Raw genomic sequence first — 21,210 nt, forward strand, 5'->3', positions numbered from 1 at the left:
GGCCCATCAGAGGGCGCGCGGGGCGTCGGCCCAGCACTCCCGGGGCCAGCAACTGAGCACCATGGCCTCGGGCCCGGAGGAGCCCAGGTCCTCGATCACCACGGGCGCGTCCAGGTACACCGGTTCGGAGGCGGAGAGCCCGAACTCCGCCAGCAGGGCGACCGGGTCCGTCATACCCGGTTCCGCGTAGGCGGATTCGGACGCCGACATTCCGAAGGCGCAGAGCACGCTGATAGGGTCGTCGGCGTAGTTCTGGGCGAGGTCCGACTCCAGCCCGGTACGCGCGGCCAGCAGCGCGAAACGGTGCGTTTCCTCGGTGAACGTGCTGGTCACCGGCGCGGTTCTGAGGCCGTGGGAAGCTGCTCTGACATTCATGGAATCCCCTCCAGTGTCGGACGTGCTCGCGTTCGACCATTCGCTGGGGAGGATTGTGGGGCTCCTTCGACACAGCATCACAGTGCTTCAGTCACCATCCGGGTATGACATTTTCATGAACCGGTTCATGACGCTCTCACTGTGACTCCACCGCTCCTGGTGCCAGGCTCATATGACGCTCGGGAACCAGCCGTCGGCACCCACCGCCGGCGGACCGACCGGCGCAGAGCGAAAGGGGAGCGAGATGGAGATCAAAGTACTGGGGCCGCTCACGGCACACGAGCACGGCCAGTCCGTCGTGCCGACGGCCGCCAAACCGAGGCAGATACTCGCCCTGCTCGCGCTGCGGGCCGACCACGTCGTCACGGTGCCGATGCTGATGGAGGAGATCTGGGGCGAGGACGTGCCGCGCAGCGCGGCCACCACGCTGCAGACCTACATCCTCCAACTGCGCCGCAAGCTCGCCATGGCACTCGACGGCGACCCGACCCGCAGAGCCAAGGACGTGCTGGTCACCCGGCACGGCGGGTACCTGCTGAACCTGCAACCGGGCAATGTGGACGTCCGCGAGTTCGAGGCGCTGGCCGCGTCCGGGCGGGCGGCCTACGACGCGGGCGACCACCGCGCGGCCTCCGAACTGATCGGCGCCGCCCTCGCCCTGTGGCAGGGGCCGGCCCTGGTCGACGTACGGATCGGCACCGTGCTGGAGCTGGAGGTGCTGCGGCTGACCGAGGAGCAGATGGCCTGTCTGGAGCGGCGTATCGACGCCGATCTGCGGTTGGGCCGGCACACGGAGATCGTGCCGGAGCTGCAGGTCCTGGTGGCCCGCCACCCGATGCACGAGAACTTCTGCGCCCAGTTGATGACGGCGCTGCACCGCGCGGGCGGGTCCTGGCGTGCGCTGGAGGCGTACCAGAGGCTGCGCGGCACGCTCAGCGACGAACTGGGCCTGGACCCCTCGCCCAAGCTGCAGCGCCTGCACCAGGCCGTGCTGTCCGCGGACCCGGCGCTCGACTTCGAGGTCGCCGTGGCCGCACGCTGACGGGGCCGCGGCGGGTTCCCGGGGCCTCCGCCCGGGGACCCCGCCCATCCCGTGCGGTCCGGCCTGATCCAAGAGACACGCCCTAGCCGCGTTCGAGGTGCCGTTCCTAGGTTCGCCCGATGACGATCCTGGACGACCTGAAGGTCGCTGCACCCGAACCCGATCTGCGCCGGGCGAGCGCGGAACTGCTGCGGCTCAAGGAGGAGGTCGGGCGCGGACCCGACCCCGAAGCCACCCGCAGACAGCACGCCAAGGGCAAACTCACCGCCCGCGAACGGCTTGAACTCCTCTTCGACGAGGGTACGTTCACCGAGATAGAGCCGCTGCGCCGGCACCGTGCCAGCGGCTTCGGCCTGGAGGCCAAGAAGCCGCACGGCGACGGTGTCGTGATCGGCTGGGGCACGGTCCACGGACGGACCGTCTTCGCGTACGCCCACGACTTCCGCGTCTTCGGCGGTGCCCTGGGCGAGGCACACGCCGCCAAGATCCACAAGATCATGGACCTCGCCGAGGCGGGCGGCGCCCCCCTGGTCAGCCTCAACGACGGCGCCGGCGCCCGCATTCAGGAGGGCGTCTCGGCCCTCGCCGGCTACGGCGGCATCTTCCGCCGCAACGTCGCCTCCTCCGGGGTGATCCCGCAGATCAGCGTGATGCTGGGCCCGTGCGCCGGTGGCGCGGCGTACTCGCCGGCCCTGACCGACTTCGTGTTCATGGTGCGCGAGACCGCGCAGATGTTCATCACGGGCCCGGACGTGGTCCGCGCCGTCACCGGCGAGCAGATCACCCAGAACGGCCTCGGTGGCGCCGATGTGCACGCCGAGACCTCCGGCGTCGCCCACTTCGCGTACGACGACGAGGCCTCCTGCCTGGAGGACGTGCGCTACCTGCTGTCCCTCCTGCCGTCCAACAACCGCGAGATGCCCCCCGCCGAGCGCTCCGGCGACCCGGCCGACCGGCGCACCGACGCCCTGGCGGACCTGGTGCCGGCCGACCCCTCGCGGGCCTACGACGTCCGCGGGGTCATCGAGGAACTCGTCGACGACGGGGAGTACTTCGAGGTCCACGAAGGCTGGGCGAAGAACGTGGTGTGCGCCCTGGCCCGGCTCGACGGCCACCCGGTCGGCATCGTCGCCAACCAGCCGTCCGTGCTCGCCGGCGTACTGGACATCCACGCCTCGGAGAAGGCCGCGCGGTTCGTCTCCACCTGCGACTCCTTCAACATCCCGCTGGTGACCCTCGTCGACGTACCCGGCTTCATGCCCGGCGTGGACCAGGAGCACGACGGGATCATCCGGCACGGCGCCAAACTGCTGTACGCGTACTGCAACGCCACCGTGCCGCGGATCTCGCTGGTACTGCGCAAGGCCTACGGCGGCGCGTACATCGTCATGGACTCCCGCTCCATCGGGGCGGACCTCAGCTACGCCTGGCCCACCAACGAGATCGCGGTCATGGGCGCCGAGGGCGCGGCGAACGTCATCTTCCGGCGTGAAATCGCCGCCTCGGACCACCCCGACGCCACCAGGGCCGCCCTGGTGGCCCAGTACAAGGCCGAGCTCATGCACCCGTACTACGCGGCCGAGCGAGGCCTCGTGGACGACGTCGTGGAACCCGGCGACACCCGCCGGGTGCTGATCCGCTCCCTGGCCATGCTGCGGGGCAAGCACGCCGAAGTGCCCTCCCGGAAGCACGGAAATGTCCCGACATGACCGGACGGAATCGGCGTTCGAGCCCCGTACGAGCGCCTGTCGAGGCCCCGGACGTTCCATGACGTCACCGGAAGCGGCGGTACGCCACAAGCGGACGGTCGCCCGGACGGCCGCCGGGGCGGGGAGGAAGACCCCGAACCGCCCCGGCCGCCGAGGCACCGGCGGCAGACCGAGGTGAGGCTCCGGCAGCAGCGCACAGCACCACACCACCCGGCCTACAGAGGGGGACGCACAGTGGCCCGCACAGTTCCGTCCGGCACCCGCCCACAAGGGCGGCCGGACCCGTCGAAGGCGAGGCAGCCGTGACGCGCAGAGTTGCCATTACCGGACTGGGCGCGGTGGCCCCCGGCGGAGTGGGCGTCAAGGAGTACTGGGGCCTCCTCACCGCGGGCCGCTCCGCGACCCGGATCATCACCGCGTTCGATCCCACTCCCTTCCGCTCCCGAGTCGCCGCGGAGGTCGACTGGGACCCGAAGGCCGCCGGCCTCGGCCCCCAGGAGATCCGCCGCCTGGACCGCGCCGCGCAGTTCGCGGTGGTCGCGGCCCGCGAGGCGCTCGCGGACAGCGGTCTGGAGCCCGGCTCCATGGACCCGGCGCGCATCGCGACCTCGCTGGGCAGCGCGGTCGGCTGCACCACCAGCCTGGAGAACGAGTACGTGGTCGTCAGCGACGGCGGCCGCAAGTGGACCGTCGACCACGAGTACGCGGTCCCCGAGCTGTACCGGCACTTCGTGCCCAGCTCGATGGCGGCCGAAGTGGCCTGGACCGCCGGTGCCGAGGGCCCCGCGGCCATCGTCTCCACCGGCTGCACCTCCGGTCTGGACGCGCTCGGCTACGCCGCCGAGCTGATCCGGGAGGGCACCGCCGACGTGGTGATCGCGGGTGCCACCGAGGCCCCCATCTCGCCGATCACCTCCGCCTGCTTCGACGCCATCAAGGGCACCACCCCGCACAACGACGAACCCGAGCGGGCCTGCCGCCCCTTCGACCGCACCCGCGGCGGCCTGGTACTCGGCGAGGGCGGCGCCATCCTCGTCCTGGAGGAACTCCAGAGCGCCAGGCGCCGCGGCGCGCACATCTACGCCGAGGTCGCCGGCTACGCCACACGCTCCAACGCGTACCACATGACCGGCCTCAAGCCGGACGGCCGGGAGATGTCCGAGGCGATCGACGACGCCCTCGCGCAGGGCCGCGTCGACCCCTCCGACCTCGACTACATCAACGCGCACGGCTCCGGCACCAAGATGAACGACCGCCATGAGACAGGGGCGTTCAAGCGGAGCCTGGGCCGGCACGCCTACGCCACACCGGTGAGCTCCATCAAGTCGATGATCGGGCACTCGCTCGGCGCCATCGGCTCCCTGGAGGTCGTGGCCTGCGCCCTGGCGATGGAACACGGAGTGCTGCCGCCCACCGCCAACCTCCACGAGCCCGACCCCGAACTCGACCTCGACTACATCCCGCTGACCGCCCGCGAGCAGAGGACCGACACCGTACTCAGCGTCGGCAGCGGGTTCGGCGGGTTCCAGACGGCCATGCTGCTGGCCCGCCCGGAGAGGAGCGACGCGTGAGCGCGCGAACGGTCGTGACCGGCCTGGGCGTCGTGGCGCCCAACGGCCTGGGCACCGAGGAGTACTGGAAGGCCACCCTGGCCGGCGAGTCCGGTCTCGGCCGGATCACCCGCTTCGATCCGTCCCAGTACCCTTCCACGGTCGCCGGCGAGGTGCCCGGGTACGTCGCCGAGGAGAACATCCCGAGCCGGCTGCTGCCGCAGACCGACCACATGACGAGGCTCGCCCTCACCGCCGCCGAATGGGCGATCGAGGACGCGGGCGTGGACCTCGGGGCGATCCCCGAGTACGACATGGGCGTCGTCACCGCGGCCTCCGGCGGCGCGGTCGAGTTCGGTCAGCGTGAGCTGCAGAACCTGTGGGACAGGGGCAAGGAGTACGTGAGCGCGTACCACTCCTTCGCCTGGTTCTACGCCGTCAACACCGGCCAGATATCCATCCGGCACAAGATGCGCGGACCGGGCGGCGTCCTCGTCACCGAGCAGGCCGGTGGCATCGACACCATCGGCCACGGCCGCCGGTACGTCCGCAAGGGAACCCCCCTGGTCCTCACCGGCGGAGTCGACGCGGCCCTGTGCCCCTGGGGCTGGGTGCCGCAGATCGCCACCGGCCTGCTGAGCACCGTCACCGACCCGGAACGGGCGTTCCTGCCCTTCTCCGCCGACGCGAGCGGGTACGTCCCCGGAGAGGGCGGCGCGATCCTCATCCTCGAGGACGCCGAAGCCGCCGCCCGGCGCGGGGCCCGCACCGTCTACGGCGAGGTCGCCGGTTACGCGGCCACGCTCGACCCGCCGCCCGGCTCCGGCCGGCCGGGGCTGCTGCGCCGGGCCGCCGAGCAGGCCGTCGCCGACGCCGGGCTCGACCCCACCGACATCGACGTGGTGTTCGCCGACGGCTCCGGCGTGCCCGAGCTGGACCGGGCCGAATCCGAGACGCTGGCCGAACTGTTCGGCCCGCACGCGGTCCCCGTGACCGCGCCGAAGTCGATGACCGGACGGCTCCTGGGCGGCGGGGGAGCGCTGGACGTGGCCTCCGCACTGCTCTCCCTGCGCGACGGAGTGATCCCGCCCACCGCGAAGGTGACCGCGGCCGCTCCCGAACACCCGATCGACCTGGTCACGGAGGCCCGCGAGGCGGATCTGCGCAACGCCCTGGTCCTGGCCCGCGGCTACGGCGGCTTCAACGCCGCCCTCGTCGTCACCCGTGCCGGCTGAACGCCCCCCGCACTCCTCACCATCCCATCTGGAGGACACCACCATGAGCACCACGACCACCACCGTGACCCTCACCGACCTCACCCGCATGCTGCGCGAGAGCGCCGGTGAGGAGGAGGGCATCGACCTGGACGGCGATGTCATCGACACCCCCTTCATCGACCTCGGGTACGACTCGCTGGCGCTGCTCCAGGTCATCGGCCAGATCCAGCGCGAGTACGGGATCGTGATCCCCGACGACGCGGTCGTCGACGCCGAGACCCCGGGTGCGCTGCTCGCGCTCATCAACGCCGGCCAGGCCGCCTGACGCCTGCGCCGCACCAGCCGCGGCCGCTCCGTCCTCCATCCCCCGTCGGCGGGGCGGCCGCACCCCGTCATCCGTGCGCACCCACGCGTACGAACCCCTGACATCAGGAGGGGAACCATGTCACTCACCGCGCACAGCACGGTCATCCGCAGGCTGGTCGTCAGCCCGGGCCCGGCGACGGTCGAGCGTGAGCCCGTCGTGGCGTCGGCAGCCGGGATCTCGGCGGTGCTGCGCGCCTTCGGCCGCCCGCCGGCGCAGCTGCCGGTCCGCACCGTCGTCTACATCGGAGGCACCGCACCCGAACCGGGACTGCCCACCGAACACGAGGGCTTCACCGTCCGCACCGCCGGCTCCCCGGGCCGCGCCCTGAGCCTGGCCCACCAGGAACTCCACGACGGCACCGCCGACTTCGCGCTCGTCGCCGGATTCGGCGAGCCGCACCCGGACACGATCACCGTCTACGCGATACGACGGGCCGCCGAGGCCGTCGCCGACGACGACCACATCGTCGGCGTCCTGGACTTCACCGGAACGACCGACCCCGACGCCACCCCGCCGGTGCGCCCGCTGCGCTACGGCGGCCGGCACACCGACCCGGACACGCACCGGCTGGTGATGTGGTCGGGGAAGGGGGAGCAGGACGAGGCCCGGGTGCGCGGCGAACTCCTTCCGCAGCTCAGCGGGTTGCACGTGGAGGGGTTCCCCGCGCTGCCCGCCGCCCTCCCCAGCGGAGCCGCACCCGGACGGGTGCGGGCGGCCGTGGTCACGGTCGCCCGGCTGTCCGCCATGGCCGTGCACAAGGCCGGCACGGTCACCGTCCGCAGCCCCCGCCCCGTCACCCTGCTCTTCCCCGGACAGGGCTCCCAGCACTCCGCGATGGCGCTCGGCCTGTACCGGCGCGAGCCGGTGTTCACCGCCGCCATGGACGCGGTCCTCTCCCACATGGGCGACGAGGGCCGGCTGATCCGGGAGGACTGGCTCACCACGGGCCGCCCGCTGGTCCCGGTCGACGAGGCGGCACGCGCCCAGCCGCTGCTGTTCGCCGTGGACTACGCGCTCGGCCGGACGGTGCTGAGCTGGGGGGTGCGGCCCGCCGCCCTGCTCGGCCACAGCGCCGGAGAGCTGGTCGCCGCGACCCTGGCGGGTGTGGTCTCGCTCCCCGACGCGGCGGCGATGATGCTGGCCCGGGTACGCGCGGCGGAGCGGATCCCGGCCGGCGGCATGCTGGCCGTCGCCGCCACCGAGGCGCAGCTGCGCCCCTACCTCGGCGCGGACGTGGCGATCGCCGCGGTCAACGCCGAGCAGCAGGTGATGCTGGCCGGTCCGGCCGGACCGCTGGCCGAGACGGAGCGGCGGCTGCGCGCCGACGGCTACACGGCCGTGGCGGTGCCCGCCACCGTCCCCTTCCACTCCCCGGCGATGGCCCCGGCCGCCGACGAGCTGGAGGAGCGGTACAGGAGCATCCGGTTCCGTGAGCCGTTGCTTCCGCTGTACTCCGGCTACACCGGCGAGCTGATGCGGCCGGAGGAGGCGCTGAGCCCCCGCTTCTGGGCCCGCCAGGTCACCGACCCGGTGTACTTCAAGCAGGCCCTGGAGTCCCTGCTCGCCGTCGAGGACACGCTCCTGGTCGAGGCGGGCCCCCGGCAGATCCTGACCGCGTTCGCCCGGCGCCACCGCGCCGTGCGGCTGGGCGCGAGCGCCGCGGTCGCGCTGCTGCCGGCCCGGCCCGGCACCCGGGAGGCGGACCGCCAGTCGGTGCTCAAGGCCGCCGCCCGGCTGTGGACCGAGGGGCACGACCTGGACCCGGTCGCCCTGTCCCGGCTGTGGACCTGGAGCGACGAGGCGGACCAGGCGGGCGGCTCGTACGGCCCCAAGCCGCGGTTGCTGACCCCGGCACTGAGCTCATGAGCGTCGTGCACGGCTTCCTGCGGCAGGTGTACGCGGGTCTGATCGCCGTCGGCTGGTACTGGACCGGCGTGCCCCCGGTGTGGACGCAGCCGCGGTACGCGGTCCCGTACGGCCCGGGGAACGTCTCCGCCGAGCCGGGGCGAGCGCCCCTGCCCGACGGCGAGGGGCCGCCGCCCGATCACCCCGAGCGGCTCCGGCCGGACGTACCGCTGAGCGAGGCGGAGCGCGCCCTGCGCCGTCAGCTGTACGTCTGAGGCCGGCATACGCGTGGTCCCCGGTCCGTGGCGGAACCGGGGGCCACGCGGGCCGTTCCGGGCGGATCAGGCGGATCAGGTGGATCAGGCGGATCAGGCGGATCAGGCGGCGAAATCGGCGGCGTGATCCCTGGCCCACTGCGCGAAGGTCCGGGCCGGACGGCCGGTGATCTCCTCGACCACCGCCGTCACGGCGGCGGCCTTGCCGACCGAGTCGGCCCAGCCCCGCAGGAGGGCGTCGAGCAGGAACGCCGGGACGTACGCGGCCATCTGCTCCCGGGCGACCTCGGGCGGCAGCTCCTCGTAGCGCAGCGGCCGCCCCAGCGCCTCGCCGATCAGAGCCACCTGCTCGGCGGCGGTGAGCGACTGGGGGCCGGTGATCCGGTACGCGCGCCCGGCGTGGTTGTCGCCGGTCAGGGCGCGCACCGCGACGGCGGCGAGGTCGGCCTCGTGGACCGGCGCGGCGGCCGCCCCGGCGTACGGGCCGCGGACCACGTCCCCCGTCCTGATCTGCCTCGCCCAGGACAGCGCGTTGGTCGCCATGTGGGACGAACGCAGCAGCGTCCACTGGAGGTTCGACCCCGTGAGGGCCTGCTCGATCTCGGCATGGTAGGCGGCGATCGGGTTGGGCTGCTCGGCCACCGAGTCCTCGACCGCGTCGGAGGACAGCATCACCACCCGCAGGACGCCCGCCCTCCTGGCCGCCTCGACGAACGAGGGACCGCTGCCTGGGACGGCGAAGAGGAACACCGCCGTGACCCCGTCCAGGGCCGCCGGCAGGGTCCACGGCCGGGTGAGATCACCCTCGACCACGTCCACGGCCTCCAAGTTCCGTGCGCGCCCGGCATCCCGGACCAGCAAGCGGGCTTTCTCCCCCCGCGCGGCCAGCTCCGCCACCACGTGACGGCCGACGTTCCCGGTCGCCCCGGTCACCAGAATCATGGACTGCTCCTTACAGGTCTTCCGGCGAAGGGATCTGTGGGGTTTCCCTTCGCTCCCACGGGCCGACGATCTCAGGTGATGCGGCAAACCAGTTGCCGCGATCGACGGCGAGGAACGATCCGTGCTGGAAACCTCCGCGAGACTGTTGAGGCTGCTGTCCCTGCTGCACAGCCGTACCGAGCTCAGCGGCGCCGAACTCGCCGAGCGGTTACGGGTCAGCGCCCGCACCGTCCGCTACGACATCGGCAAACTGCGCACGCTGGGCTACCCGGTGCACGCCACGCCCGGCCCCCTCGGCGGCTACCGGCTGGGCGCGGGCGCGAAGCTGCCGCCGCTGCTGCTGGACGAGGAGGAGGCCGTCGCGGTCGCGCTGAGCCTGCGTACCGCCGCGGGCGGCACCGTGGCGGGCATCGCGGAGAGCTCGGCCCGCGCGCTGACCAAGCTGGAGCAGGTGCTGCCCGACCGGCTGCGCCGCAGGGTCGCGGCCCTGCACGGCTACACCGTGGTCGTCTCACCGGGCGGCCCGGCGGCTCCCGTCGTCCCGGCCGGGACGCTGTCCACCGTCGCCGGCGCCTGCCGGGACCACCAGCGGCTGCGCTTCGACTACCGCACCCACGGCGGCGCCGCCACCGTGCGGGAGGTGGAGCCGTACCGGCTGGTCAGCACCGGCCGCCGTTGGTACCTGGTGGCCTTCGACCTGGCGCGAGACGACTGGCGCACGTTCCGGCTGGACCGGATCGAGCCGCGCGTCCCGCTCGGACCCCGGTTCTCCCCCCGGCAGGCGCCGCCCGACGACCTGGTGCCGCGCGGGGTGGACGCCGCGCTCCAGCAGTGGCGGGCCGAGGTCACCGTGCATGCCCCGGCCCCGGTGATCATCGCGCGCGTGCCGGCGGCGATCCGGGTCGAGCCGCTGGACGAGGCGCGCTGCGTGGTCCAGGCCGGCGCCGACAGCCCCCACCAGCTGGCTCTCCACATCCTCGCCCTGGACGCCGACTTCGAGGTGGACGGTCCGCCCGAACTCCTCAGTGAGCTGGCGACCATCAGCGCGCGCGCCGCCGGACGCCGTCCGGAGCGGTGAGCCGCGCCGGGGTGGGCCGGCACGGCGTGTCGGCAGGCCGGGTTTTCGGGCGGCCGTGCGAGGCGTCATACCAGAGCGGGACGCTTGGCGGGCAAGTTTGTCAACTGCGCATCGCACATGACGGGTTGACGACTACCGTGTGTTGCCGGTGATCAACGGCGGGCTCATGCGACGCATGGCACGCCCGTCACCGTACCGACTCCGAACATCCGTTTAGTACGCCGAATCCTGTTCCTGGGGCCCCACGTACCAAGGACGCTGATGTCTCAACTTCGCGCACCCGCCGCGCGGCCGGACCGCCGTGAAGGCGGGCGGCACGGCCGGCCAGGCGCCCGTCACCTGTCGTACACGGGGAGGTCGCGCTCCTCGTCCCCCTCACCGGAAGTCCGCATACGCCCCCAACTCCTGCGTGCCGCCGTGCTGCCGGCCGTCGTGGTCGCGCTCGCCGGGGCGGCCGCCGTGCTCTTCACGATCCGCTCCACCGGTGCCCACCCGGCGCCCGCCCTGTGGGCCGCCCTCACCGCCTCGGCGGCGCTCGCCGCGGCCGCCGTCGCCGCGGCCGCGCTGGGCGCGAACCGCGCGGCCACGGCCGTACTGGACCGCTGCGACGCCCTGCGGCGGCGCAGCGCACGCGGCCAGAACGAGCTGCGCGCCCTGGTCGAGCAGCTCCGCCGCGGGGAACGCCCGCCCGTCCGTCAGGTTCCGCCGCCTTCCGTGGGCGGGGACGAGTTCGACCAGCTGACGGACGAGCTGAGCCGGGCCCACGACGTGGCGGTGGCCACCGTCGTCCAGGCGTCCCGGCTGTCCAGCAGCGTCGGCAACGAACAGAAGGTCGAGGTCTTCGTCAACCTCGCCCGTCGCCTGCAGTCCCTGGTCCACCGCGAGATCCAGCTCCTGGACGAGCTGGAGAACGAGGTCGAGGACCCCGAGCTGCTCAAGGGCCTGTTCCACATCGACCACCTGGCCACCCGCATCCGCCGGCACGCCGAGAACCTCGCCGTCCTCGGCGGGGCCATCTCGCGCCGCCAGTGGTCCAACCCGGTCACCATGACCGAGGTGCTGCGTTCCTCCATCGCGGAGGTGGAGCACTACCCGCGGGTCAAGCTGGTGCCGCCCATCGACGGCACCCTGCGCGGCCACGCGGTCGCCGACGTCATCCACCTCCTCGCCGAACTCGTCGAGAACGCCACGCTGTTCTCCGCGCCGCACACCCCGGTGATGCTGCGGGCGCAGTACGTCACGGCCGGCCTCGCCGTCGAGGTCGAGGACCGGGGCCTGGGCATGTCCGTCGCCGAGCAGAACAAGATGAACGCCCTGCTCACCGACCCCGATCAGGTGAATGTGGCGCACCTGCTCCAGGACGGCCGGATCGGGCTGTTCGTCGTCTCGGCGCTCGCCCGCAGGCACGGCATCGCCGTACGCCTCCAGGCCAACATCTACGGCGGCGTCCAAGCCGTGCTGGTCCTGCCCCAGGGCCTGCTCGGCGCCGACCCCGACGGGCTGACCCCGGCCGAACGGCAGGCCGGGCTCCAGGCCGGCCGGCCGACGACCGGACACGAGGCCGTCCACGACGCGGGACACCAGGAGGCACACCCGGAGGAACTCCAGGACGGACACCGGGCAGGCCGCGCGCCGCGCATCCCCGCAGAGGTCACGGTCCCCGAGCCCGTGCACCGCAAGCCGGTCCACGCGGCCACCGACCCGCCGGCGATCCCGCACCAGCACAGCGGCAACGCGCCCCTGCCCGTACGCGGCGAGCGGTCCGACCGGCCGAACCCCGCAGCGGCGGCGCCCGGCACCCCGGGCCGCCCCCAACTGCCCAAACGGCGCGCGCAGGAGCACCTCGTCCCGCAGTTGCGGGACGCGCCCGCCCCGCGCAAGAACGACGACAACGCCCTGCACGACCCGGGCCTGATGGCGGCCTTCCGGCGCGGCATCGGCCTGGCCGAGTCCATGCCCCCGGCCACCCGGGACGTGCACCACCCCGAACACCCGGGACACCCGGAACCCCCGGAACCGCAACGACACGACGAAGCGCACAAGGAGTAGATGCACCATGGCGAGCGATGTGCCGACCGGCCATTCCTCGGATCTCGACTGGCTGCTCAGCGGCCTGGTCCAGCGAGTGCCGTACACCCGCAGCGCGGTTCTGCTCTCCTCGGACGGCCTGGTGAAGGCGGTGCACGGCCTCGACGCCGACAGCGCCGACCACATGGCGGCCCTGGCGTCCGGCCTGTACTCCCTCGGCCGCAGCGCCGGCAGCCGCTTCGGCGACGACGGCGAGGTCCGCCAGGTGGTCGTCGAACTGGACTCCACCCTGCTGTTCGTCTCCACCGCCGGGTCCGGCACCTGTCTGGCCGTACTCGCCGGGCGGGAGACGGACGCGGCGGTCCTCGGGTACGAGATGACGATGCTGGTGAAGAGCGTACGGCCCTACCTGGTCACACCGGCCAGACAAGCGGCGGCCGCGCCAGGCGGCCGGGGACGCTGACCCGTGCCGCGCCGACAGGACGGGCCCTGGCTCGACGACGCGGCCGGCCGGCTCATCCGCCCGTACACGGTGAGCGGGGGCCGCACCCGGCCGACGGCTCCACTGGACCTGCTCTCCTTGGTGATGGCCACCGGGACGGCGCCCCAGGCGCACCTCGGCCCCGAGCACACCATGGCCCTCGGGCTGTGCGACGGGCCGACCTCGGTGGCCGAGATCGCGGCGCACTTACGGCTGCCCGCCGTGGTCACCAAAGTGCTGCTCTCGGACCTCGTGGACTGCGGGGCGCTGACCGCGCGGGCGCCCCGCTTCCACGACACCCCCACCGACCGTTCCTTGCTGGAGGCAGTGCTCGATGGCCTACGACGACGGCTCTGAGGACCGACACCGGAACGACGACGCTTTCCCCACCGCCCTGAAGATCCTCATCGCGGGCGGCTTCGGGGTCGGCAAGACGACCTTCGTCGGGGCGGTCAGCGAGATCGAACCGCTGAGTACGGAGGAACTGCTCACCACGGTGAGCGCCGCGACCGACAGCCTGGAGGGCGTGGAGTCCAAGACGACCACCACGGTCGCCATGGACTTCGGCCGCATCAGCCTCGACGACCGGCATGTGCTCTACCTCTTCGGCACGCCCGGTCAGGAACGCTTCTGGTTCATGTGGGACGAGCTGTCCGAGGGCGCCCTGGGCGCGGTCGTCCTCGCCGACACCCGGCGCCTCCAGGCGTCGTTCTCGGCGGTGGACTTCTTCGAGCGGCGCGGCATCCGGTTCCTGGTCGCCGTGAACGAGTTCGACGGCTCGTACCACTACGAACCTGACGAGGTACGGGCGGCGATCGACCTCAAGCCGGAGGTGCCGGTCGTCCTGTGCGACGCCCGGATCGCCAGCTCCGGGATCCAGACCCTGGTCACCCTTGTCCAGCACCTGCTGGACACCAACCCGGCCCCGGCACCGGCGCCGAGCTACGGAGCACCGACATGACGTATGACTCGACCGGCCATCTGCTGCTCACCCCCGTCGACCGGGAGGCCCCGCTGCGCGTGCGGCGGCTGCGCCAGCTCGGTATCGGGGACCGGCCGGACCCCGACTTCGACGCGTTCGCGGAGCGGCTCGCGAAGGTGACCGGCGCACCGTACTCGATGGTCAACTTCATCGACGAGAACCAGCAGTTCTTCGCCGGCCTGCACACCCCGAACGGCACGCACACGACGGAGCAGCTGAGCGCCACGGCGGCCGCCGGCGGAGGCGGCGTCAGCCGGTACATGGCCCGCGACCACGGCTACTGCCCGCACGTGGTGGTACGGCGCAAGGCGCTGGTGCTGGAGGACGTCTGCGACTACCCCCGGTTCGCCGGGAACCCGGTCGTCGACGAGATCGGCATCCGCTCCTACCTCGGCGCGCCCCTCATCGACCGTACGGGCACGGCCCTCGGAACCATCTGCGTGGTCGACACCGAGCCGCGGCCGTGGGGACGGCCGGGGCTGGAGACCATCAAGTCGCTCGCCGCCGAGCTGGTGGAGCAGATCCACCGCCGTGAGGACGGCCGCCTGTGAGGCGCCGAAGGTGACGTCCCCGGGACCCGTACGTGCCCTCGGGGACGTCACGCGCCTCCCTACAGGGCCGGTTCCATCCGGACGACGTCGGCGAGCCGCTCGGACCACTGCCCCTTGGACGTCCCCAGCGCGACCTCGGCGAGCCGCAGCAACTGGATGTCGGAGGTGCCGGCCGGGGCGAAGATGTGGTGGGCGTCGCGCAGGTAGCGCTCGATGGGCCGGTCGGTGAAGAGCCCGGCCGCGGCGTGGATCTCCATGGCGTCGCGCGCCGAGTCGAGCGCCGATTCGACGTTGACGAGCTTGGCGTTCATCAGCTCCGCGTCACAGGGCAGCCCCGCGTCGAGCAGGTGCACGGCGTGGTACGCGGCGAGCCGGGCGGTCATCAGCCGGGACTGGATCTGGCCCAGCTTGAGCTTCACCGACGGCAGCTCGTGCAGCGGCTTGCCGTACCGGTGCCGTTCCTCGCAGAACCGGGTGGTCTCCTCCAGGACCGCCCGGTGGATGCCGAGGGACACGGCGGTGAGGTTGGCCCGTCCGTAGAGCACGCTGGAGGAGTACGCGACCGCCAGCCCGTCGCCCTCGTCGCCGAGGCGGTTGGCCGCCGGGACGCGGCAGTCGTGGAGGAGGAGCTCGCCGAAGCCGAAGCCGTGCAGGCCCATGGTGGGTTTCTGGTCACCGACCCGGAGGCCCGGCCGGTCGGCCTCCACGAGGAAGGCGGTCAGCCCCTTGGAGCCGGGGCCGGTCCGTACGACGATCCCGTGCAGGTCACCGATGTGGCTGTTGCCGACGTACACCTTTCGGCCGTTCAGGAGGTAGTCGTCCCCGTCACGTACCGCGGTGGCGCTCATGCCCAGCACATGGCCGCCCGACTCGGGTTCGGTGACCGCGATGGTCGGCAGGCACTCGCCCGCCGCGATGGCCGGCAACCACGTCTTCTTCTGCTCGTCGCTGCCGAAGTGGACGATCTTGGCGGCTCCGAGCTGTGACGCCTGCACCATGGCCCCCATGGCGGCGCTGACCCGGGACAGCTCCTCGATGATGATCGTCTTTCCGAGGTGGCCCACGTCCATCCCGCCGTGGTCCCTGCTGATGGTCGCGCCCAGCCAGCCCTGCCGGGCGATGTGCCGGGACAGGTCGCGGTGGACCGACCGGGCCGCCTCCATGGCCGGTATCAGCGGCCGGACCTCACTCTCCGCGAAGTGCCGAACCTGCCCCCGTAGCTGGTGATGCAGTCGACTGGCGAAGTACCCGTCCATGCGAGCCCTCCTCTGCGAAACGCCTGCTCGCGCGGTTGTTCGAGCAGATGGTGCATCGGCAGTGGTCCCGTCCCGAACAGGCCGACCACCTCATGGTGTTGATCATTCCGGAACGGTTCAACTCGGTCCTCAACTCTGGCCGAAATCCAGGAGATTGACGTTTGGTTAGGAGTGTGTGTCACGTGGTAGGGGCCTGTCCGGTCCTATCCGAAGGGCATTCCCCCAGCGCTTCTTCCTGCCACATGCCAAGGGCAAAGGTTTCGTGGGCATATGGCACCGAGGGCCAGGCCCCGACCTCATGGATGCACAGGCGCCCCACCGGTACCCATCTGACGGATCGATTCGGCATGAATGTCGACCGAAACGGTTCCGTACGTGAGCGGGAACTGCGCCCTCCTGCGGACCTTCGCGCGCCGGAGCCCGCCGGTGGCACCGGGCCGGGGCGGCGCGTCGGTGCGCCGACGGGTGCGAGCCGCGCACCGCGGTGCCCCACGGCGCACGCCGGGGAGCGCGCCGCCGCTACGGGCGCCGCGGCGGTCTCCGGTTCCGGGCGGCGCGTCGAAGGTCGCGCCGGGGGCCCGTGCTCCGCGCGCGCTCAGCGGATCGCGACGCTCAGGCCCACCACGTAACGCTCCTCCACCGTGCCGCCGGGGAAGAGCCCGGTCAGCCGCTCCCGTTCCTCGGAGAGGAACGCGCGGCTGCCGTCCTCCCCGAGGACGAGAAAGGCGGAGTGGCTGCCCAGGTTGGCCAGGTGCGTGCCGAGGGACACCCGCCGGCTCCACGGCACCCGGCGCTCGGCGAGGCCGAGACCAGTCGGCAGGCCACGGACGTCGGCCGGGTGGGCGGGGATGGCGTCGGCGCCGAAGAAGCGGCGTATCCGGTCGTCCTGCTCGGCGATCCACGGCACCGACGTGTCGACGTCGTTCCACCACAGGGCGAGGGCACCGCCGGGGCACAGCACGCGGAGGGCCTCGGGAACCGACCGGGCCGGATCCGTCCAGTGCCAGGCCTGGGCGTACAGGAGGAAGTCGAACGCCCCGGAGGCGAGCGGCAGTTCGTTGCCGTCACCGCGCACCAGTGGGACGTCCGGCAGGGCGCGGCGGAACTCGGCGGCCATGCCCTCGCCGGGCTCGACGGCCACCACCCGGGCACCACGGGCCTTCAGCCGCGCTGTCGCCAGGCCCGTACCCGCGCCGACGTCCGCGACCCGCGCGCCGGTCAACGGGCGGCCGGCCAGCTCCTCGACGGCGTCGAACAGGGCAGGGGGGTAGGACGGCCGGCTCGCCGCGTACCGAGCGGCGGCGGTGTCGAAGGAGAGCGCACGCGAGCTGGGGTCCGGAATCTCCATGCCTGACAGTGAAGCGCATCACACCGACAATCCCGCCCCGGCCTCATGTCACATCCGCGCACCCCCGTTCCGTCGATGTGGTGACCGGCGAACACGGAACGAAGGAGAACACCCATGAAGGCCCGGATGACCAACCCCGCCACCGTCCTCCCCGAGACCATGCCCGCCATCCAGGACCTGATCAAGGCGGTGAAGAAGGGCGGTGTGCCGGAGAGCATCCTCGAGCTGGTGCACCTGCGGGCGAGCCAGATCAACGGCTGCGGCTTCTGCGTGGACCTCGGCGCGCGTGAGGCGAAGAAAGGCGGCATGAGCGACGAGCGGCTGCACTCGGTGGCCGCCTGGCGCGAGGCGCCGTACTTCAGCGACGCCGAGCGCGCCGCGCTGGCCCTCGCCGAGGCGGCCACCCGGCTCGCCGACCGGTCCGACCCGGTGCCGGACGACGTCTGGGACGAGGCCGCCGACCACTTCGACGAGCAGCAGCTCGCCTCGATCATCCTCTGGATCGCGACGACGAACTTCTTCAACCGGATCAATGTCACGGTGAAGCAGCCGGCCGGTGTGACGGGCTGGTGACCGACCCGAGCCCCGGCTCCGGAGCGAGCTCTCGGCTCCGGGGCCGGGACCGGGACCCGGCGTTGTCAGTCAGCGCCGGGTCGTACGGCGCCCCGCGCCCTGGTGGTCCAGGAACGCGGTGATGCGGGCGCGCAGTCCGCGCCCGTCCAGGCCATGGGCGGCGAGGTGGTCCTCCATGTGGCCGTAGCGGCGCAGTTCGCGCTTCGCGACCCCCAGGCCGAGCACGCGGTGCGGGATGTCCGCGAGGGCGTCGTTGGCGGCGCTCGTGGACGTACCGGCGAGGTACGGCTCGACGATCACCACGTCCGCCGTGCCGCCACCTGCCGCGCGCCGGATCGTCTCGTCGTCGAAGGGCCGCACCGTCGTGGCGTACAGCACCGTCACATCCAGGCCCTCCGTCGCGGCCAGGACGTCGTCCAGCATCGGCCCGACGGCCACGACCACGCCACCGCGCCCCTCCCGGACGGTGAGGAACCCCTCACCCGTGACGGCCCGCGCCCGCCCGTTCGACTGCAGCGACAGCCGTACGTACACCTTGTCGTCCCCGGCGACCGCGTGCCGCAGCAGCGCCTCCGCCTCGTCCGGGTGCCCCGGCACATGGACCGTCCAGCCGTCGAGCGTGTCCATCAGGGCCACGTCCCCCGGCGACATATGGGTGAAGCCCCCGGCCGGCCAGTCGTAGGACGCCCCGGCGCTCACCAGCACCCCGCCCACGCCCTGGTGCCCGAAGTCCAGCTTGACCTGCTCGAACGGCCGCTCGACGAGGAAGCTCGCGAAGGTGTGCAGCACCGGCCGCATCCCCGTGAGCGCGAGCCCGCCCCCCACGCCGATCAGCAGCTGCTCCCGGATCCCGACGTTGATCACCCGGTCCGGGTGCCGGTCCTCCGCCTGACGGAAGCCGTCGCGGCTGATCTCCGCGAGGACCAGCGCAAGGCGTGGGTCCTCGTCCAGCAGCCGGCTCGTGGTCGAGATGAAACGGTCCCGCATCGTGTCCATGAGTGTTCTCCCCCGCTACGCGTTCTTGGACTCGACCCGGGCGACGACGACCCGCGGCCGCCCCGGGTGGGGCCGGGTGAAGGCGGCGTACAGCGCCTCGTGGTCCCGCCCGTCCACCGTCTCCGCCGACCACCCGGCCACCTCGAACCGGGAGGCGATACCGCCGGGCCGGCCGAAGGTGGCGGACGCGTTGTCGATCACCAGCGTGTGCAGCTGCTCCAGACCGGCCGGCCCGGCGTAGGCGATGGCCTCGTGGTTGCTGCCCTCGTCCAGCTCCGCGTCCCCGATCAGCACCCACACCCGGGGATCGGTCAGCCCCTGCGCCCGCAGCCCGAGCACGCTCCCCACCACCAGCGGCAGCCCGTGCCCCAGGGACCCGCTGCCGATCTCGGCGCCCGGCACCAGCAGCCGGTCCGGGTGGTGACCGAGCGGCGAGTCGTACGACCCGAAGCCCGGCAGCAGCTCCTCGGCGAAGAACCCCTTGGCGGCGAGGACGGCGTAGTACGCCATCGGCCCGTGCCCCTTCGAGAGCAGGAACCTGTCCCGCCCCGGTGCGTCGACGCTCCCGGGCGACACGCGCAGCACCCGGTCGTACAGCACCCACAGCGCGTCCAGCGTCGAGGTGGCGGCGGGCCCGTGCTTCTCGTCGCCGGTCATCAGGGCCATCAGCCGGTTCAGCTCACCGACGTCTGCCCGGGCGGATGTCACAGCCGTGTTCGTCATGCCACTCACGGTGCAACGTCAACCGCGCTTGAGGTCAAGCGCGCACAGTGGTTCGTGATCTCCCGCGGGTGTGCGGTATTGTTCTCGTGCACGCCGGGCCGGGGGAAACCCCAGCTCAGACGGGCAACGGGACGTGGCGCAGCTTGGTAGCGCACTTGACTGGGGGTCAAGGGGTCGCAGGTTCAAATCCTGTCGTCCCGACTTGCTTTCCGCAGGTCACAGGCGGTATCGGAGGAATCCGGTACCGCCTTTCCGTGTTCCTCGGGCGCCGCCGCTTCAGCCATCGGCCTTGATCTTCTTCATGGTGAGGTGGGATTCGAGGCGCAGGACGCAGGGCAGCCCGCTGAGCTTGCCGACCAGGAAGGCTTCGTACGCCGCGTGGTCGGCGACCATGACGCGCACGAAGTAGTCGGGGCGGCCGAACATGCGACGGAACTCCATGACCTCCTCGAAGGACGCCACGGTGTCCTCGAACTCCTCGAAGGTCCTGCGGTCGGTGGCACTGACCTCGACATCGATGAGGACCTCCAGTCCGCGGCCGAGGACCTGGGGATCGATGACGGCCCGGTAGCCGGTGATGACGCCGGCTGCTTCCAGGCGCTTGACGCGGCGGAGGCAGGGCGGCGGGGTCAGTCCGACCCGCTTGGCCAGCTCGACGTTGGACAAGCGCCCGTCCTGGCCCAGGTGAAACAAAATTTCACGGTCCACCCGGTCGATGCTGATTCCGTTGCTCATATGGAGAGGGTAAGGCCAATAATTGGCAACCATATGAGGCGGGATTCTTCCTAGGATGTCGGCATGCGAATACGCCCCGCCGTTGTCGGCGACCGGACTCGGCCCGCCTCCACCCCTCCGCCCAGGGCGGCGTCCGAGATACGGGCCGCCTTCGCGGACTCCGCGTACGTGGGCCTGGGATTCCTCCCGCTCGGTCTCGCCTTCGGGGCACTCGTCACCCAGTCCGGCCTCCACTGGTGGTGGGCAAGCCTGTCCGCCGCGCTCATCTACGGCGGATCGTTCGAGTTCCTGCTCATCGGCCTGGTCACCGCCGCGGCCCCACTGGCCGCAATTGCCATGACGGCCTTCATGGTGAACGTCCGGCATGTCTTCTATGCGCTGTCCTTCCCCCTGCACCGTGTGGCGGGCCGCCTCGGCAAGGCGTACGGCACCTTCGCGCTCAGCGACGAGGCGTACGCCCTGACCGCCGGGGAGCGGGCCCGCTCCTGGTCCAGTCGGCGCATCCTCTGGCTGCAGTTCTTCATGCACCTGTACTGGGCCGGGAGCGCGACCGCCGGAGCCCTGCTCGGCACCCTCATCCCGGACGGCGTCACCGGTCTGGACTTCGCCCTGACCGCCCTGTTCACCGTTCTCGCCATCGACGCCGTACGGGACCGGCGCGGCGACCTGCCCACCCCCGTGCTCGCCGTCCTCAGTGCCCTGGTCGCCCGGCTCCTCTTCCCGAGCCAGCTGCTCCTGGCCGCCTTCGCCCTGTTCACCACCGGGCTCCTGGCCCGCCACTTCATCACCGGCAGGAAGTCCGGCCATGTCTGATGCCCGCTACGCCATCGCCGCGGTCGTCGTCACCGCCGCCGTCACATGGGCCCTGCGCGCCCTGCCCTTCGCCGTCCTCGCACCGTTGCGCGCGAGCCGCACCGTCCACTACCTCAGCACGCGCATGCCCGCCGGCGTCATGGTGATCCTCGTCGTCTACTGCCTCCGGGAGCTCCCGCTCACCGAAGCGCGCGTCCTGGCTCCGTCGGCCGCCCTGGCCGTCACCATCGGACTGCATCTGTGGCGCCGCAACGCGCTCCTGAGCATCCTCGGCGGCACGGCCGTCCATGTGGTGCTGGCCAGTACGGTCTTCGCCCACTGAGG

General features: G+C 72.1%; 23 protein-coding genes and 1 tRNA gene. 17 read left to right on the forward strand and 7 right to left on the reverse strand.

Annotated features, from left to right (window positions below; translation table 11 throughout):
* Window positions 1–6: 6 nt before the first annotated feature.
* Complete coding sequence (locus BKD26_RS27525; RefSeq protein ID WP_084903481.1) at window positions 7–333, reverse strand: hypothetical protein; 327 nt, start codon at window positions 331–333, stop codon at window positions 7–9.
* A gap of 286 nt (window positions 334–619) precedes the next feature.
* On the opposite strand from BKD26_RS27525, the gene BKD26_RS27530 reads away from it, so the two are divergent.
* From BKD26_RS27530 to BKD26_RS27560, 7 genes are all read left to right on the forward strand, one after another.
* Window positions 620–1,417, forward strand: a complete 798-nt coding sequence (locus tag BKD26_RS27530) for an AfsR/SARP family transcriptional regulator (RefSeq protein ID WP_073759811.1) — start codon at window positions 620–622, stop codon at window positions 1,415–1,417.
* Between the two features lie 119 nt (window positions 1,418–1,536).
* Entirely contained in the window at window positions 1,537–3,126 is a 1,590-nt protein-coding gene (locus BKD26_RS27535; protein WP_084903484.1) for an acyl-CoA carboxylase subunit beta, read from the forward strand.
* A gap of 302 nt (window positions 3,127–3,428) precedes the next feature.
* Window positions 3,429–4,697 carry a beta-ketoacyl-[acyl-carrier-protein] synthase family protein gene (locus tag BKD26_RS27540; protein ID WP_084903485.1) on the forward strand — a complete coding sequence of 423 codons (1,269 nt, stop codon included), beginning with the start codon at window positions 3,429–3,431 and terminating at the stop codon, window positions 4,695–4,697.
* On the forward strand, window positions 4,694–5,911 hold the full coding sequence (locus tag BKD26_RS27545) for a ketosynthase chain-length factor (RefSeq protein ID WP_084903488.1): 1,218 nt from the start codon (window positions 4,694–4,696) through the stop codon (window positions 5,909–5,911). The genes BKD26_RS27540 and BKD26_RS27545 overlap by 4 nt, the downstream gene beginning before the upstream one ends.
* Before the next feature lie 43 nt (window positions 5,912–5,954).
* Window positions 5,955–6,218 carry an acyl carrier protein gene (locus BKD26_RS27550; RefSeq protein ID WP_084903490.1) on the forward strand — a complete coding sequence of 88 codons (264 nt, stop codon included), beginning with the start codon at window positions 5,955–5,957 and terminating at the stop codon, window positions 6,216–6,218.
* Window positions 6,219–6,335: 117 nt separating this feature from the next.
* Complete coding sequence (locus tag BKD26_RS41635; RefSeq protein WP_241518876.1) at window positions 6,336–8,126, forward strand: acyltransferase domain-containing protein; 1,791 nt, start codon at window positions 6,336–6,338, stop codon at window positions 8,124–8,126.
* The gene (locus BKD26_RS27560) at window positions 8,123–8,380 is read left to right on the forward strand and encodes a DUF6059 family protein (protein ID WP_084903491.1); all 258 of its coding nucleotides are present in this window, start codon (window positions 8,123–8,125) and stop codon (window positions 8,378–8,380) included. Before BKD26_RS41635 ends, BKD26_RS27560 begins: the two co-directional genes overlap by 4 nt.
* Window positions 8,381–8,482: 102 nt before the next feature.
* On the opposite strand, the gene BKD26_RS27565 is transcribed toward BKD26_RS27560, so the two are convergent.
* Window positions 8,483–9,322, reverse strand: a complete 840-nt coding sequence (locus tag BKD26_RS27565) for an NAD(P)H-binding protein (protein ID WP_084903493.1) — start codon at window positions 9,320–9,322, stop codon at window positions 8,483–8,485.
* A gap of 121 nt (window positions 9,323–9,443) precedes the next feature.
* Between BKD26_RS27565 and BKD26_RS27570 the strand changes: the two genes are divergently transcribed.
* The 6 genes from BKD26_RS27570 (at window position 9,444) to BKD26_RS27595 (ending at window position 14,442) form a co-directional block, all read left to right on the forward strand.
* Complete coding sequence (locus BKD26_RS27570) at window positions 9,444–10,400, forward strand: YafY family protein (protein ID WP_084903496.1); 957 nt, start codon at window positions 9,444–9,446, stop codon at window positions 10,398–10,400.
* Between the two features lie 261 nt (window positions 10,401–10,661).
* On the forward strand, window positions 10,662–12,449 hold the full coding sequence (locus BKD26_RS27575) for an ATP-binding protein (protein ID WP_084903498.1): 1,788 nt from the start codon (window positions 10,662–10,664) through the stop codon (window positions 12,447–12,449).
* A 7-nt stretch (window positions 12,450–12,456) separates the two neighbouring features.
* Window positions 12,457–12,891, forward strand: coding sequence for a roadblock/LC7 domain-containing protein (locus BKD26_RS27580; protein ID WP_084903501.1), 435 nt, complete (start codon window positions 12,457–12,459; stop codon window positions 12,889–12,891).
* A 3-nt stretch (window positions 12,892–12,894) separates the two neighbouring features.
* Window positions 12,895–13,266, forward strand: a complete 372-nt coding sequence (locus BKD26_RS27585) for a DUF742 domain-containing protein (RefSeq protein WP_084903503.1) — start codon at window positions 12,895–12,897, stop codon at window positions 13,264–13,266.
* Window positions 13,244–13,870: an ATP/GTP-binding protein gene (locus BKD26_RS27590; RefSeq protein ID WP_084903505.1), complete on the forward strand. Its 627-nt coding sequence runs from the start codon at window positions 13,244–13,246 to the stop codon at window positions 13,868–13,870. Before BKD26_RS27585 ends, BKD26_RS27590 begins: the two co-directional genes overlap by 23 nt.
* On the forward strand, window positions 13,867–14,442 hold the full coding sequence (locus tag BKD26_RS27595) for a GAF domain-containing protein (protein ID WP_084903507.1): 576 nt from the start codon (window positions 13,867–13,869) through the stop codon (window positions 14,440–14,442). Before BKD26_RS27590 ends, BKD26_RS27595 begins: the two co-directional genes overlap by 4 nt.
* A 59-nt stretch (window positions 14,443–14,501) precedes the next feature.
* Here the strand turns inward: BKD26_RS27595 and BKD26_RS27600 are convergent, their stop codons facing one another.
* Both BKD26_RS27600 and BKD26_RS27605 read right to left on the reverse strand, forming a co-directional pair.
* The gene (locus BKD26_RS27600) at window positions 14,502–15,698 is read right to left on the reverse strand and encodes an acyl-CoA dehydrogenase family protein (RefSeq protein WP_084903509.1); all 1,197 of its coding nucleotides are present in this window, start codon (window positions 15,696–15,698) and stop codon (window positions 14,502–14,504) included.
* Between the two features lie 595 nt (window positions 15,699–16,293).
* A complete protein-coding gene (locus BKD26_RS27605) occupies window positions 16,294–17,046 on the reverse strand; it encodes a class I SAM-dependent methyltransferase (RefSeq protein ID WP_084903511.1) in 753 nt (250 codons plus the stop codon).
* 114 nt (window positions 17,047–17,160) lie between these two features.
* On the opposite strand from BKD26_RS27605, the gene BKD26_RS27610 reads away from it, so the two are divergent.
* On the forward strand, window positions 17,161–17,619 hold the full coding sequence (locus BKD26_RS27610) for a carboxymuconolactone decarboxylase family protein (RefSeq protein WP_084903513.1): 459 nt from the start codon (window positions 17,161–17,163) through the stop codon (window positions 17,617–17,619).
* 69 nt (window positions 17,620–17,688) lie between these two features.
* Here BKD26_RS27610 and BKD26_RS27615 read toward each other — a convergent pair whose 3' ends face one another.
* Both BKD26_RS27615 and BKD26_RS27620 read right to left on the reverse strand, forming a co-directional pair.
* Window positions 17,689–18,615, reverse strand: a complete 927-nt coding sequence (locus BKD26_RS27615; protein ID WP_084903516.1) for a transketolase C-terminal domain-containing protein — start codon at window positions 18,613–18,615, stop codon at window positions 17,689–17,691.
* Window positions 18,616–18,630: 15 nt separating this feature from the next.
* Window positions 18,631–19,338, reverse strand: coding sequence for a hypothetical protein (locus BKD26_RS27620; protein ID WP_084903519.1), 708 nt, complete (start codon window positions 19,336–19,338; stop codon window positions 18,631–18,633).
* A 127-nt stretch (window positions 19,339–19,465) separates the two neighbouring features.
* Here BKD26_RS27620 and BKD26_RS27625 point away from each other — a divergent pair.
* Window positions 19,466–19,539: transfer RNA gene (locus BKD26_RS27625), tRNA-Pro, on the forward strand.
* Window positions 19,540–19,614: 75 nt separating this feature from the next.
* Here BKD26_RS27625 and BKD26_RS27630 read toward each other — a convergent pair.
* On the reverse strand, window positions 19,615–20,073 hold the full coding sequence (locus tag BKD26_RS27630) for an Lrp/AsnC family transcriptional regulator (RefSeq protein ID WP_084903521.1): 459 nt from the start codon (window positions 20,071–20,073) through the stop codon (window positions 19,615–19,617).
* A gap of 63 nt (window positions 20,074–20,136) precedes the next feature.
* Here BKD26_RS27630 and BKD26_RS27635 point away from each other — a divergent pair, with 63 nt between their 5' ends.
* Window positions 20,137–20,886, forward strand: coding sequence for an AzlC family ABC transporter permease (locus BKD26_RS27635; RefSeq protein ID WP_084903524.1), 750 nt, complete (start codon window positions 20,137–20,139; stop codon window positions 20,884–20,886).
* On the forward strand, window positions 20,879–21,208 hold the full coding sequence (locus BKD26_RS27640) for an AzlD domain-containing protein (RefSeq protein ID WP_084903526.1): 330 nt from the start codon (window positions 20,879–20,881) through the stop codon (window positions 21,206–21,208). The genes BKD26_RS27635 and BKD26_RS27640 overlap by 8 nt, the downstream gene beginning before the upstream one ends.
* Window positions 21,209–21,210 lie beyond the last annotated feature (2 nt).

Origin of the sequence: Streptomyces sp. CB03238 (genome assembly GCF_002099185.1) — a bacterium.
Classification (GTDB): domain Bacteria; phylum Actinomycetota; class Actinomycetes; order Streptomycetales; family Streptomycetaceae; genus Streptomyces.

What these genes read in the sequence shown, in the direction of transcription:
- BKD26_RS27530 (WP_073759811.1), top strand. Translation starts at nt 620, where the DNA reads ATGGAGATCAAAGTACTGGGGCCGCTCACGGCACACGAGCACGGCCAG.
- BKD26_RS27535 (WP_084903484.1), top strand. Translation starts at nt 1,537, where the DNA reads ATGACGATCCTGGACGACCTGAAGGTCGCTGCACCCGAACCCGATCTG.
- BKD26_RS27550 (WP_084903490.1), top strand. Translation starts at nt 5,955, where the DNA reads ATGAGCACCACGACCACCACCGTGACCCTCACCGACCTCACCCGCATG.
- BKD26_RS41635 (WP_241518876.1), top strand. Translation starts at nt 6,336, where the DNA reads ATGTCACTCACCGCGCACAGCACGGTCATCCGCAGGCTGGTCGTCAGC.
- BKD26_RS27560 (WP_084903491.1), top strand. Translation starts at nt 8,123, where the DNA reads ATGAGCGTCGTGCACGGCTTCCTGCGGCAGGTGTACGCGGGTCTGATC.
- BKD26_RS27565 (WP_084903493.1), bottom strand. Translation starts at nt 9,322, where the DNA reads ATGATTCTGGTGACCGGGGCGACCGGGAACGTCGGCCGTCACGTGGTG.
- BKD26_RS27575 (WP_084903498.1), top strand. Translation starts at nt 10,662, where the DNA reads ATGTCTCAACTTCGCGCACCCGCCGCGCGGCCGGACCGCCGTGAAGGC.
- BKD26_RS27580 (WP_084903501.1), top strand. Translation starts at nt 12,457, where the DNA reads ATGGCGAGCGATGTGCCGACCGGCCATTCCTCGGATCTCGACTGGCTG.
- BKD26_RS27590 (WP_084903505.1), top strand. Translation starts at nt 13,244, where the DNA reads ATGGCCTACGACGACGGCTCTGAGGACCGACACCGGAACGACGACGCT.
- BKD26_RS27595 (WP_084903507.1), top strand. Translation starts at nt 13,867, where the DNA reads ATGACGTATGACTCGACCGGCCATCTGCTGCTCACCCCCGTCGACCGG.
- BKD26_RS27600 (WP_084903509.1), bottom strand. Translation starts at nt 15,698, where the DNA reads ATGGACGGGTACTTCGCCAGTCGACTGCATCACCAGCTACGGGGGCAG.
- BKD26_RS27605 (WP_084903511.1), bottom strand. Translation starts at nt 17,046, where the DNA reads ATGGAGATTCCGGACCCCAGCTCGCGTGCGCTCTCCTTCGACACCGCC.
- BKD26_RS27610 (WP_084903513.1), top strand. Translation starts at nt 17,161, where the DNA reads ATGAAGGCCCGGATGACCAACCCCGCCACCGTCCTCCCCGAGACCATG.
- BKD26_RS27615 (WP_084903516.1), bottom strand. Translation starts at nt 18,615, where the DNA reads ATGGACACGATGCGGGACCGTTTCATCTCGACCACGAGCCGGCTGCTG.
- BKD26_RS27620 (WP_084903519.1), bottom strand. Translation starts at nt 19,338, where the DNA reads ATGACGAACACGGCTGTGACATCCGCCCGGGCAGACGTCGGTGAGCTG.
- BKD26_RS27630 (WP_084903521.1), bottom strand. Translation starts at nt 20,073, where the DNA reads ATGAGCAACGGAATCAGCATCGACCGGGTGGACCGTGAAATTTTGTTT.
- BKD26_RS27635 (WP_084903524.1), top strand. Translation starts at nt 20,137, where the DNA reads ATGCGAATACGCCCCGCCGTTGTCGGCGACCGGACTCGGCCCGCCTCC.
- BKD26_RS27640 (WP_084903526.1), top strand. Translation starts at nt 20,879, where the DNA reads ATGTCTGATGCCCGCTACGCCATCGCCGCGGTCGTCGTCACCGCCGCC.